This window comes from Pseudomonas sp. JC1203, assembly GCF_056175065.1.
Window position 1 is genome coordinate 184,103 of the sequence record NZ_JBWCAM010000009.1, and the last position, 11,901, is coordinate 196,003.

An 11,901-nucleotide genomic window follows, 5' to 3' on the forward strand; every position below is an offset into this window, starting at 1 on the left:
ACCACCCGGACCCGAATTTTCAATATATTTGACAACAAACAGTAAAAAGCCGTGTCATGTTTGTTTTATTGGACAACTGAGGAGGATTCGCCCATGAGCATCGAAACCATCGTCGACTTTGCCCTGGCCACCACGCCAGCCGATCACTACCGCCCCGCTGCGGAAAAGATTCTCAAGGGCGACCCCGCGCAAAAGGTTCACCACCATTACTCAAGCCCCTGCGAGCAATTTGGCGCGGGCGTGTGGGAAGGCGAGGTGGGCCAGTGGACCGTCAACTATACCGAGCATGAATACTGCGAGATCGTGCAGGGCGTGTCGGTGCTGCGCGACCTGGACGGCAACGCCAAGACCCTGCGGGCGGGCGACCGTTTCGTGATTCCGGCAGGCTTCCGCGGCACCTGGGAGGTGCTGGAGCCGTGCCGCAAGATCTACGTGATGTTCGAGCAAAAAGCCTGAGCAAAAAAAAGGCCCGCATCGTGAGATGCGGGCCTTTTTTTTCGGGCGAAAATCAATTACTTGATTTTGCCTTCTTTGTACATCACGTGCTTGCGAACAACCGGATCATATTTCTTGATCTCGATTTTGTCCGGGGTAGTACGCTTGTTCTTGTCGGTAGTGTAGAAATGACCAGTACCGGCACTCGAAATCAAACGAATCAATTCACGCATGATTTTGCTCCCTTAGACCTTGGCGCCAGCAGCGCGGATTTCGGCCAGCACGACATCAATGCCACGCTTGTCGATGATACGCATGCCTTTGGCGGATACGCGCAGACGCACGAAACGCTTCTCGGACTCGACCCAGAAGCGGTGATGCTGCAGGTTCGGCAGGAAACGACGACGGGTTTTGTTGTTTGCGTGGGAAATGTTATTCCCAGTCACCGGACCCTTACCGGTAACTTGACATACTCTCGACATGCCTCAGCCCTCTAAAACCACATGCCCAACCCGGCATGGGTTGGCCGCTTATCTCTCAGTCTTGGCGCTAGGCGCCGCGTTTCTTCAGGGGTCTTACCAGCCTCGCCCGTAGGCGAAGGATCCGGGCCCCTAGAAAAGAGCGCTGCTTTATACCAGAAAGACCTGCGTACAACAACTCCGAGCACACTTTCAATTCCCCGCCCAAGCCCTCGCCGGAGCGCAAAGGCCGCCGTTACGGGGCGCGTTGGCCGTGAACCGCTCGTCGCGCCATCAACGAAAATTTGGATAGTCAACGGCGCCAGACATCTCTAGGGTAGGGACTTTCTCCAGACTGCACTGGCAGATGGGTCATCAATCAGCCAAGGATTCCACCATGCGCCTAGCGACTTTGCCGCTGCTGCTCGCTCCCCTTTTCAGCCCGCTACTGGCCCAGGCGGCCCCGCTGACCGTGTGCACCGAAGCCAGCCCCGAAGGCTTCGACGTGGTGCAGTACAACTCCCTGACCACCACCAACGCCTCGGCCGACGTGCTGATGAACCGCCTGGTGGACTACGATACCGCCCAGGGCAAGGTCGTTCCCAGCCTGGCCGACAGCTGGACCCTGTCCACCGACGGGCTGACCTACGAATTCAAGCTGCACCCCGGGGTGAAGTTCCACAAGACCGAATACTTCAACCCCACCCGCGACCTCAGCGCCGAAGACGTGGTGTTCAGCTTCCAGCGCATGCTCGACGCCGGCAACCCGTGGCACAAGGTGGCCCAGAGCGGCTTCCCGCACGCCCAGTCGATGCAACTGCCTGACCTGATCAAGAAGGTCGACGCAGTGGACCCGTTGACCGTGCGCTTTACCCTCAACCACCCCGACTCCACTTTCCTGGCCACGCTAACCATGGGCTTCGCGTCCATCTACTCGTCGGAATACGCCGATCAGCTGCTGCGCGCCAACACCCAGGACAAGTTCAATAGCCAGCCCATCGGCACCGGCCCCTTCATCTTCGGCCGCTTCCAGAAAGACGCCGTGGTGCGCTACCGCGCCAACCCCACCTACTTCCGTGGCAAGCCGGCAGTCGACCCGCTGATCTTCGCCATCACCGGCGACCCCACCGTGCGCCTGCAGAAACTCAAGCGCAACGAGTGCCAGATTGCCCTGTCGCCCAAGCCGCTGGACATCGCCGCCGCCAGCAGCGACAGCGCCCTGCAGGTCATCAAGACGCCGGCCTTCATGACCGCGTTCGTGGCCATCAACAGCCAGCACCCGCCGCTGGACAAGCCCCAGGTGCGCCAGGCCATCAACCTGGCCTTCGACAAGGCCAACTACCTCAAGGCAGTGTTCGAAGACTCCGCCGTGGCCGCCAATGGCCCTTATCCGCCCAACACCTGGAGCTACGCCAAGGACCTGCCCGGCTACAGCTATGACCCGGCCAAGGCCCGCGACCTGCTGGCCAAGGCAGGCCTTGCGGACGGTTTCAGCACCACCATCTGGACCCGCCCTTCGGGCAGCCTGCTCAACCCCAACCCTAGCCTGGGCGCGCAAATGCTTCAGGCCGACCTGGGCAAGGTGGGCATCAAGGCCGACATTCGCGTGATCGAGTGGGGCGAACTGATACGCCGTGCCAAGGCTGGGGAGCACGACCTGCTGTTCATGGGCTGGGCCGGCGACAACGGCGATCCGGACAACTTCCTGACCCCGCAATTTTCCTGCGCAGCGGTGCAGTCGGGCACCAACTTCGCACGTTATTGCGACCCGTCCCTGGACAAGCTGATCACCGCCGGCAAGACCACCGGCGACCAGGGCGTGCGCAGCCGCCTGTATTTGCAGGCGCAGCAGCAGATCCAGGAGCAGGCGCTGTGGGTGCCACTGGCGCACCCCACGGCCGCCGTGCTGGCGCGCAATGGCGTGAAAGGCTACGAGGTCAGCCCGTTCGGCCGCCAGGACTTTGCCAAGGTGACGGTAAGCCCTTGATGCGTTTGAGGTGATTGCAGCACAACAGGGCCGCATCGCGGCCCTGCCCGCTTGCACTGCAAACGTGCCTTGCATGCGGCCATGGCAGAAATGATTGGTAAACGTTGACATAACATGCCGCAAGATCTACCGTCGACAGCTGTAGACAACGTATACGCACCAAATTCGGAGTGCTAACATGGCCTCACCTGTCCTGTCCTTTCGCGTGGAATCGGAACTGATCGATCAGCTCGACCAACTGGCCGAAGCAACTGATCGGGACCGCCAATACCATCTCAAACGCGCGCTGGCTCGCTATGTGGAAGCCGAGTCATGGCACTTCCGTGCCGTGGCTGAAGGCATCGCAGATGCCGAGGCAGGCAACCTGACCGAATTGGATGCCGTGAAGGCCAAGTGGGTAGCCCGTGCCGAAAGTCGTATTAACCAGCAAAGCGGAAAGTGACCTTGAGGGCGTGTATGAGCATTACGCGCCACTGATCGGCAACGATACAGCCGAACTCATTGTCTTCAGCGTGCTCGATTCCCTCGCTACCCTCGAAGCGTTCCCCCACATCGGCAAGGCTTCCGATATCCCTGATTGCCGCGAACTCATCCTGGCCAAGTACCCTTACCGTGCCGTGTACAGCGTGAAGGGCCAGGCGCTCCTGATTTATCGCCTGCTGCACCAACACGCCGAGCGCCCCGAAGACTGGTAAGGGCAATAGGCCGCGCCTGCGACTCACAGCCAACCATACTCCACCATCGACAACGGCTCGCCCTCGCCGATGATGAAGTGGTCCAGCACCCGCACCTCCACAAGGCCCAGCGCCTCTTTCAGGCGCTGAGTCAGCACGCGGTCGGCCTGGCTGGGTTCCGGGTTGCCGGAGGGGTGGTTGTGGCACAGAATCAACGCGGCCGCGTTGTGCGCCAGGGCGCGCTTGACCACTTGCCGGGGGTATACCGCGGCGCCGTCGATGGAACCCCGGAACAGCACCTCGAACCCCAGCACCCGGTGCTTGGTGTCCAGGAACAGGCAGCCGAACACCTCATGGGGTTCGTGGCGCAACATGGCCTTGAGGTAATCGCGCACGGCGCGCGGGCTTTCCAGCGCCGGATCGCGGGTGAGGCGTTCGGCCAGGTGGCGGCGGGACATTTCCAGCACCGCCTGCAGCTGGGCGAACTTGGCCGGGCCCAGCCCCGGCTGGCCGCTGAACGTGGGCTGGTCGGCCTCCAGCAGGGCGCGCAGGCTGCCGAAGCCTTCCAGCAGCGCCCGCGCCAGGTCCACCGCACTTTTACCCGCCACCCCCGTACGCAGGAATATCGCCAGCAGTTCGGCATCGGAAAGGGCTGCGGCCCCGTGCTTCAGCAACTTTTCCCGCGGGCGTTCTGCCGCGGGCCAATCTCGAATACTCATGGCATCTCCTTGCCTTTGTGCGCGCTGCTCCCTGCTTGGCGCTGTGCTATCTTAGCCCATCTTTTTTGCACGGTGAGCCGGCCCGGGGAGGTGCCATCACCGAGCGTAATCACTGGATCTGAAGGCAGGCCTATGCAGCGGCTGTATCGAAAACGCATCGTTCTGGGCGTAGGCGGCGGCATCGCCGCCTACAAGAGCGCCGAGCTGGTTCGCAGGCTTCTGGACCAGGGCGCCGAAGTGCGCGTGGTCATGACCCGCGGCGGCGCCGAGTTCATCACCCCGCTGACCATGCAAGCGCTGTCCGGCCACCCCGTGCACCTGGATTTGCTGGACCCGGCCGCCGAAGCGGCGATGGGCCACATCGAGCTGGCCAAATGGGCCGACCTGGTGCTGGTAGCTCCGGCCACCGCCGACCTGATCGCGCGCCTGGCCCAGGGCCTGGCCAACGACCTGCTGACCACCCTGGTGCTGGCCACCGACGCCACCGTGGCCCTGGCCCCGGCCATGAACCAGGCGATGTGGCGTGACCCGGCCACCCAGGCCAACCTGCAGCTGCTGCAAAGCCGCGACATGAAAGTGTTCGGCCCCGCAGCGGGCAGCCAGGCCTGTGGCGACATCGGCCTGGGCCGCATGCTGGAGGCCACCGAGCTTGCCCAGTGCGCCGCCGACTGCTTCCAGCGCCAGGTACTGACCGGCAAGCACGTGGTGATCACCGCTGGCCCCACCCAGGAAAACATCGACCCGGTGCGCTACATCACCAACCACAGCTCCGGCAAAATGGGCTTCGCCCTGGCCGAGGCGGCAGTGGAAGCCGGCGCCCGGGTGACGCTGATCAGCGGCCCGGTGCACCTGCCCACGCCAGACCGGGTCAACCGCATCGACGTGGTCAGCGCCCGCGACATGCTGGCCGCGTGCGAAGCCGCTATCCCCTGCGACGTGTTCATCGCCTCGGCGGCGGTGGCGGATTATCGCCCGGAGGTGGTTGCCGCACAGAAACTGAAGAAAGACCCTACAAACGGTGACGGTCTTCTCCTGCAAATGGTGCGCAACCCGGACATCCTGGCCACTATCGCCACGCGTCCCGACCGCCCCTTCAGCGTCGGTTTCGCCGCCGAGACCGAACACCTGCTCGATTACGCCGCGCGCAAACTCAAAGACAAGAACCTCGACCTGATTGTTGCCAATGACGTGGCCAACCCCAGCATCGGCTTCAACAGCGAGGAAAACGCGGTCAGCCTGATTGACCGCGGGCTCAACACCACGGTGTTCAGCCAGACCAGCAAGGGCAAGATTGCCCGCCAGATCGTTTCCTTCATCGCCCAACGGCTCGACCAGGTTTAACCATGCACGCTTTGCAAGCCAAGATTCTCGACCCACGCATCGGCAGCGAATTCCCCCTGCCGCAGTACGCCACCCCCGGCTCCGCCGGCCTGGACCTGCGCGCCATGCTCAAGGAAGACACCGTCCTTGAGCCGGGCCAGACCCTGTTGATTCCCACCGGCCTGTCCATCTACATCGGCGACCCTGGCCTTGCTGCCATGATCCTGCCGCGCTCGGGCCTGGGCCACAAACACGGCATCGTGCTGGGCAACCTGGTTGGCCTGATCGACTCCGACTACCAGGGCGAACTGATGGTGTCGTGCTGGAACCGCGGCCAAACCGCTTTCAACATCGCCATCGGCGAGCGCATCGCACAGCTGGTGCTGGTGCCTGTGGTTCAAGCTCATTTCGAACTGGTCGATACATTCGACGAAACCCAGCGCGGCGCTGGGGGGTTCGGCCACTCGGGCAGCCATTGACTACGCTGTTGTAACAGCGAAAGCGCGGCCGGCTAGCCGAGCGTCAAAGGGAGATGCGCAGTGAACGATTTCACAGCTGGCGGCCAGGTCCGCGCCACTGACACCAGTGCGCCACAAATCCGCAGCGCCCTGTGGGTGGCGGTGATGGGGCTGGCCGTGGCGACCGTGCTGGTGGGCCTGGGGCTACCCAGCCCGGCGCCGTCCGCGCTGTACCGGTCGATGGCCCAGGTGGCCAGCGCCAACCAGGCGCTGGAGCTGCAGAAGCAGACCGCCATTCTGGCCGCGCAAACCGATGCCGCCACCCACCAGCAGGACGTGCTGCACGCAGCCCAGGCCCCGGCCCAGCCCGGCGCCTTGCTGGGCGCGCTGAACTACCTGCCCGGCCTGGTCGACGCCTACGCAGTCGGCAAGGGCCAGGCGACGCTGGACAGCAACCGGCCTTCGCCGGTCAACTTCGTCAGCCTGGACCTGATTCGTCAGGTGGAGGCCGGCGCCCGCCCGCTTTTGCAGGCGCAAAAGGTTGGCGAGCGCTGGCTGGTCTACAGCCTGGCGCCCATCCATGACGCCAGCGGCGCTAACGTGCTGGGCACCCTGCTGCTGAGTTTCGACCTGCGCGCCCTCACCGCTGCCTTCGGCGCCCTGCCTGCCGATTTCGGCGAGGTGGCCTTGCAGCAGCATTTCGACCAGGGCCCTGAACAGACACTGTTCAAGACCGGTACGGCGGTGCTGGACGACCATTACCCCGTTACGGTCGGCAACTGGACCCTGGTATTCACCCCCGGCACCCTGTTCAAGCCCCCGCTGCAGTGGCGCAGCCTGCTGTTCTGGCCGCTGGCGCTACTGGTCGCCATCGGCGGCGCTTGGCTGGCCCTGGGCATGCTGGCCCGGCGCCTGCGCGAGCAGCTGGCCGGTGATGCCCGGCAATTGACCCAGCTGATCCAAGAACTCTCGGGCGGAAAAGCCGTCAAAGCCTTCAGCTTGAGCCTGCCAGAGCTCAACGTGGTGGCTGCAAGCCTCGCCAGGCTGTCGCTGCAGGGCAACCGCCACGACACGCCACACACTGCCATCAAGCCCGTGCTTGAGGCCCTGGCGCCTGGCCAGCCGCTGCCCCTGGACAATGACCTGCTCGACCTCGACCTTCCCGCACTCGAGCAGGCCCACATGAGTATGGAGCCCCGCAACGCAATGAATGGCCAAGCGCACGTCGCCCCAAGGCTTCCCGACAGTATTTTCCGTGCCTACGACATCCGCGGCGTGTTCGGCGACACCCTGACCGCCGAAGCCGCCTACTGGATCGGCCGCGCCATCGGCTCGCAGAGCCTGGCCCAGGGCGAACCCAACGTGGCCGTGGGCCGCGATGGCCGGTTGTCCGGCCCGGTGCTGGTGCAGCAACTGATCCAGGGCATCGCCGACTGCGGCTGCCACGTCACCGACGTCGGCCTGGTGCCGACCCCGGCGCTGTATTTCGCCGCCAACGTGCTGGCTGGCAGGTCGGGCGTGATGCTCACCGGCAGCCACAACCCGCGGGACTACAACGGTTTCAAGATCGTCATCGCCGGCGACACCCTCGCCAACGAGCAGATCGAAGCGCTGCACCAGCGCCTGAAAGACAACGACCTGGCCAGCGGCCAGGGCAGCGTCGAGCAGGTCGACATCCTCGACAGCTACGTACAGCGCATTCGCGATGACATCGTCCTGGCCCGCCGGCTGAAGGTGGTGGTGGACTGCGGCAACGGCGCCGCCGGCGTCATCGCCCCGCAACTCATCGAAGCGCTGGGCTGCGAGGTCATCCCGCTGTTCTGCGAGGTGGACGGCAACTTCCCCAACCATCACCCCGACCCGGGCAAGCTTGAGAACCTGCAGGACCTGATCGCCAAGGTGCGCGAGACCGGCGCCGACCTGGGCCTGGCCTTCGACGGCGACGGCGACCGGGTGGGCGTGGTGACCAACACTGGCACCGTGGTGTACCCCGACCGCCTGCTGATGCTGTTCGCCAGGGACGTGGTGGCCCGCAACCCGGGCGCCGACGTCATCTTCGACGTCAAGTGCACGCGCCGCCTGAGCCCGCTTATCAGCGGCTACGGCGGCCGCCCGGTGATGTGGAAAACCGGCCATTCGCTGATCAAGAAGCACATGAAGCTCACCGGCGCCCTGCTGGCCGGCGAGATGAGCGGCCACATCTTCTTCAAGGAGCGCTGGTACGGTTTCGACGACGGCATCTACAGCGCCGCACGGCTGCTGGAGATCCTCAGCCAGGGCAAAGACAGCGCCGAAGAGCTGTTTGCGGCCTTCCCGAACGATATTTCTACCCCCGAACTCAATATACATGTGACCGACGAGGGTAAATTCAGCATCATTGATGCTCTGCAACGCGACGCACACTGGGGCGACGCCAACCTGACCACCATCGACGGTGTGCGGGTGGACTATCCCAAGGGCTGGGGGCTGGTACGCGCCTCCAATACCACACCTGTGCTGGTGCTGCGTTTCGAGGCCGACGACCAGGCGGAACTTGAACGCATCCAGGACGTTTTCCGCGCAGAGCTGAAAAAAATCGCCCCTGATCTCCAATTACCGTTCTGATTGTTTCACTGGAGCCCTGCATGACCCTCGAACGTGATGCCGCCACCAACGTCGCCAAGGTATTGTCCGAAGCGCTGCCCTACATTCGCCGCTTCGTCGGCAAGACGCTGGTGATCAAGTACGGCGGCAACGCCATGGAGAGCGAAGAGCTCAAGACCGGCTTTGCCCGCGACATCGTGCTGATGAAGGCTGTCGGCATCAACCCGGTGGTGGTGCACGGCGGTGGCCCGCAGATCGGTGACCTGCTCAATCGCCTGTCGATCAAGAGCGAGTTCATCGACGGCATGCGCGTCACTGACGCCCAGACCATGGACGTGGTGGAAATGGTCCTGGGTGGCCAGGTGAACAAGGACATCGTCAACCTGATCAACCGCCACGGCGGCAGCGCCATCGGCCTGACCGGCAAGGACGCGGAGCTGATCCGCGCGAAAAAGCTGCAGGTTACCCGCCAGACGCCGGAAATGACCAAGCCGGAAATCATCGACATCGGCCACGTTGGCGAAGTGGTAGGGGTGAACACCGACCTGCTGAACATGCTGGTGAAGGGCGACTTCATTCCGGTCATCGCGCCAATTGGCGTGGGCCCGGACGGCGAGTCATACAACATCAACGCCGACCTGGTGGCCGGCAAGGTTGCCGAAGCGCTGAAAGCCGAGAAGCTGATGCTGCTGACCAACATCGCCGGCCTGATGGACAAGCAGGGCAACGTGCTGACCGGCCTGAACACCGAACAGGTGAACGCGCTGATCGCCGACGGCACCATCTACGGCGGCATGCTGCCCAAGATCCGTTGCGCGCTGGAAGCGGTGCAGGGCGGCGTGACCAGCTCGCACATCATCGACGGCCGCGTGCCCAACGCCACCCTGCTGGAGATCTTCACCGATATCGGCATGGGCACCATGATCAGCAACCGCAAGCGTCACTGATAGCCACCCGTAGCAGCGGCCGTCAGGCCGCGTCCGGGGGCGCCGCGTACTTCCATAAGTACCGCGCCGCGCCCAGACGCCGCCTCAATTCCCCAACAACTTCGCCAACCGCGCCCGGTCCCGGGCAAACTGCTGGTCAACCTGCTGCCGCGTGGCCTGGTAGTTGACGATTCGCGCCTTCACATCCGCACGTTGCGCCTGAATACCCTTGATCTGCTCAAGCAGCTCCTGCGGCACCTGACGCCCATTGCGCTCCAGCTCCGCCGCCTGCGCCTGCAGGCTGTTCTGCTGGCCTTGCATGGTGTCGAGGTTGCCGTTGGCGATCGCCACCATGCCGTCCACCTCGGCCAGGCGCTGCGCGCGGGCACGGTCGAGTTCATTGAGGCTTGGGTAGAGATGCAGCAGCTGGTTGTCCGCCGCCGCCTGTGCGCTGGCCGCCTGCTGCTGGCGCAGCTCGTCGGCGCTGGGCGCGGGCGGCACAGTCTGCACCACGCGACCCTGGGCATTGAGCACTTCGTAGCCCTTGGCGACGTATTCGGGCGGCACGCCCTGGCGGTCCAGCACGGTCACGCCGTGGCTGTCCACATAGCGATAAAAGACCACTGGCGGGCCGTCGGCAGCCCACGCGGGCGAGGCTGCCAGCGCCGCCAGCAGGCAGAACGTGGCGAAACCTCGCACGGCAGTCACCCAGTCAGATACCGTACTGGGCGCGGTAGGCCTGCACGGCCGGCAGGTGCTGCTTGAGCTCGGCGTCGTCGGCCAGGAATTCCAGTACCTGGTCCAGGGAAACGATGCTGACTACCGGAATACCGAAGTCACGTTCCACTTCCTGGATGGCCGACAGCTCGCCATTGCCACGCTCCTGGCGGTTCAGGGCAATCAGCACCCCGGCGGCCTTGGCGTTCTGCGCGCTGATGATCTGCATCACTTCGCGAATGGCAGTACCGGCGGTGATCACGTCGTCGATGATCAGGATGTCGCCGGCCAGGGGCGAACCCACCAGGCTGCCGCCTTCGCCGTGATCCTTGGCTTCCTTGCGGTTGAAGCACCACGGAATATCGATGCCGTGGTGTTCGGCCAGTTGTACCGCGGTGGCAGCCGCCAGCGGGATACCCTTGTAGGCGGGGCCAAACAGCACGTCGAAGGAAATACCGCTTTCAACCACGGCCGCTGCGTAGTATTTACCCAGTTGGGCCAGGGCCGAACCGCTGTTGAACAGGCCGGCATTGAAGAAATAAGGACTGGTGCGCCCGGATTTCAGGGTGAACTCACCGAAACGCAGTACCCCGCGATCGATGGCAAAACGAATGAAGTCGCGTTGATAGGCGTGCATAAAAAGTCCCGAATACCACGGCTTTAGCTAATTGAGTTGAGCTCGGGTATCATACACGCACGAGATTTTTGGGGCCATTTATGCGGATCATCAGTGTGAACGTTAATGGTATTCATGCCGCAGTCGAGCGTGGTTTGCTCAGTTGGCTGCAGGCACAGAATGCCGACGTCATCTGCCTGCAGGATACTCGTGCCTCCGCCTTTGAACTGGACGATCCAGCCTTCCAACTGGATGGCTACTTCCTTTATGCCTGCGATGCCGAAGTGCCCACCCAAGGTGGCGTGGCACTTTACTCGCGGTTGCAACCCAAGGCGGTAATCAGCGGCCTCGGCTTCGAGACAGCCGACCGCTACGGGCGCTACCTGCAAGCAGACTTCGACAAATTGAGCATCGCCACCCTGTTGTTGCCTTCGGGCCAGAATGGCGATGAAGACTTGAACCAGAAGTTCAAGTTGATGGACGACTTCGGCAAGTACCTGGACAAGCAGCGCCGCAAGCGCCGCGAATACATTTACTGCGGCTCGCTGTATGTGGCGCAGCAGAAGCTGGACATCAAGAACTGGCGCGACAGCCAGCAATCCCCAGGCTTCCTGGCGCCAGAGCGTGCCTGGATGGACGAGATTGTCGGCAACATGGGTTATGTCGATGCCCTGCGCGAAGTCAGCCGCGAAGGCGACCAGTACAGCTGGTGGCCCGATAACGAACAGGCCGAGATGCTCAACCTGGGCTGGCGCTTCGACTATCAGCTGCTGACCCCAGGCCTGCGGCGCTTCGTGCGCAGCGCTCGCCTGCCACGCCAGCCGCGCTTCTCCCAGCATGCCCCGTTCATCGTGGACTATGACTGGACCTTGACCATCTAAAAGGTCGAGGCGCAAAAAAGCCGACCCTTGGGTCGGCTTTTTTGTGCGCGGCTTTTGTGGGAGCGGGGGGGGGGGGGGGGGGGGTGGGGGGGGCGGAGACCGGGGGCCAGCCCCCCCCCCCCCCCAG

Annotated in this window: 14 protein-coding genes; 9 read left to right on the forward strand and 5 right to left on the reverse strand. The window is 63.4% G+C overall.

Annotation, left to right across the window (positions count from 1 at the left end; genetic code table 11):
- Nucleotides 1-93: 93 nt before the first annotated feature.
- Nucleotides 94-456, forward strand: a complete 363-nt coding sequence (locus tag AC0SZ7_RS15690) for a cupin domain-containing protein (protein ID WP_475505241.1) — start codon at nucleotides 94-96, stop codon at nucleotides 454-456.
- A 56-nt stretch (nucleotides 457-512) separates the two neighbouring features.
- Here AC0SZ7_RS15690 and rpmG read toward each other — a convergent pair whose 3' ends face one another.
- Nucleotides 513-668 (reverse strand): 50S ribosomal protein L33, encoded by a 156-nt coding sequence (rpmG, locus tag AC0SZ7_RS15695; protein WP_016772554.1) that lies wholly within the window; start codon nucleotides 666-668, stop codon nucleotides 513-515.
- Between the two features lie 12 nt (nucleotides 669-680).
- Nucleotides 681-917 (reverse strand): 50S ribosomal protein L28, encoded by a 237-nt coding sequence (gene rpmB / locus AC0SZ7_RS15700; RefSeq protein WP_008366806.1) that lies wholly within the window; start codon nucleotides 915-917, stop codon nucleotides 681-683.
- A gap of 373 nt (nucleotides 918-1,290) precedes the next feature.
- On the opposite strand from rpmB, the gene AC0SZ7_RS15705 reads away from it, so the two are divergent.
- From AC0SZ7_RS15705 to AC0SZ7_RS15715, 3 genes are all read left to right on the forward strand, one after another.
- Nucleotides 1,291-2,880, forward strand: coding sequence for an ABC transporter substrate-binding protein (locus AC0SZ7_RS15705; RefSeq protein ID WP_475505242.1), 1,590 nt, complete (start codon nucleotides 1,291-1,293; stop codon nucleotides 2,878-2,880).
- A gap of 178 nt (nucleotides 2,881-3,058) precedes the next feature.
- Nucleotides 3,059-3,322 carry a CopG family ribbon-helix-helix protein gene (locus AC0SZ7_RS15710; protein ID WP_475505243.1) on the forward strand — a complete coding sequence of 88 codons (264 nt, stop codon included), beginning with the start codon at nucleotides 3,059-3,061 and terminating at the stop codon, nucleotides 3,320-3,322.
- Entirely contained in the window at nucleotides 3,285-3,575 is a 291-nt protein-coding gene (locus tag AC0SZ7_RS15715) for a type II toxin-antitoxin system RelE/ParE family toxin (RefSeq protein ID WP_475505244.1), read from the forward strand. Before AC0SZ7_RS15710 ends, AC0SZ7_RS15715 begins: the two co-directional genes overlap by 38 nt.
- 23 nt (nucleotides 3,576-3,598) lie before the next feature.
- Here AC0SZ7_RS15715 and radC read toward each other — a convergent pair whose 3' ends face one another.
- The gene (gene radC / locus AC0SZ7_RS15720; protein ID WP_475505245.1) at nucleotides 3,599-4,273 is read right to left on the reverse strand and encodes a RadC family protein; all 675 of its coding nucleotides are present in this window, start codon (nucleotides 4,271-4,273) and stop codon (nucleotides 3,599-3,601) included.
- Between the two features lie 132 nt (nucleotides 4,274-4,405).
- Between radC and coaBC the strand changes: the two genes are divergently transcribed.
- From coaBC to argB, 4 genes are all read left to right on the forward strand, one after another.
- Entirely contained in the window at nucleotides 4,406-5,614 is a 1,209-nt protein-coding gene (coaBC, locus tag AC0SZ7_RS15725; RefSeq protein WP_475505246.1) for a bifunctional phosphopantothenoylcysteine decarboxylase/phosphopantothenate--cysteine ligase CoaBC, read from the forward strand.
- Between the two features lie 2 nt (nucleotides 5,615-5,616).
- Nucleotides 5,617-6,072: a dUTP diphosphatase gene (dut, locus tag AC0SZ7_RS15730; RefSeq protein WP_416421825.1), complete on the forward strand. Its 456-nt coding sequence runs from the start codon at nucleotides 5,617-5,619 to the stop codon at nucleotides 6,070-6,072.
- 1,185 nt (nucleotides 6,073-7,257) lie between these two features.
- Complete coding sequence (locus tag AC0SZ7_RS15735) at nucleotides 7,258-8,655, forward strand: phosphomannomutase/phosphoglucomutase (protein WP_475505305.1); 1,398 nt, start codon at nucleotides 7,258-7,260, stop codon at nucleotides 8,653-8,655.
- Nucleotides 8,656-8,675: 20 nt separating this feature from the next.
- Nucleotides 8,676-9,581, forward strand: coding sequence for an acetylglutamate kinase (gene argB / locus AC0SZ7_RS15740; protein ID WP_008366823.1), 906 nt, complete (start codon nucleotides 8,676-8,678; stop codon nucleotides 9,579-9,581).
- Nucleotides 9,582-9,665: 84 nt separating this feature from the next.
- Here the strand turns inward: argB and AC0SZ7_RS15745 are convergent, their stop codons facing one another.
- Both AC0SZ7_RS15745 and pyrE read right to left on the reverse strand, forming a co-directional pair.
- Entirely contained in the window at nucleotides 9,666-10,268 is a 603-nt protein-coding gene (locus AC0SZ7_RS15745) for a DUF4124 domain-containing protein (protein WP_475505247.1), read from the reverse strand.
- Nucleotides 10,269-10,272: 4 nt separating this feature from the next.
- Nucleotides 10,273-10,914 carry an orotate phosphoribosyltransferase gene (gene pyrE, locus AC0SZ7_RS15750; RefSeq protein WP_475505248.1) on the reverse strand — a complete coding sequence of 214 codons (642 nt, stop codon included), beginning with the start codon at nucleotides 10,912-10,914 and terminating at the stop codon, nucleotides 10,273-10,275.
- An 80-nt stretch (nucleotides 10,915-10,994) separates the two neighbouring features.
- Here pyrE and AC0SZ7_RS15755 point away from each other — a divergent pair, with 80 nt between their 5' ends.
- Nucleotides 10,995-11,774: an exodeoxyribonuclease III gene (locus AC0SZ7_RS15755; protein ID WP_008366828.1), complete on the forward strand. Its 780-nt coding sequence runs from the start codon at nucleotides 10,995-10,997 to the stop codon at nucleotides 11,772-11,774.
- Nucleotides 11,775-11,901: the final 127 nt, after the last annotated feature.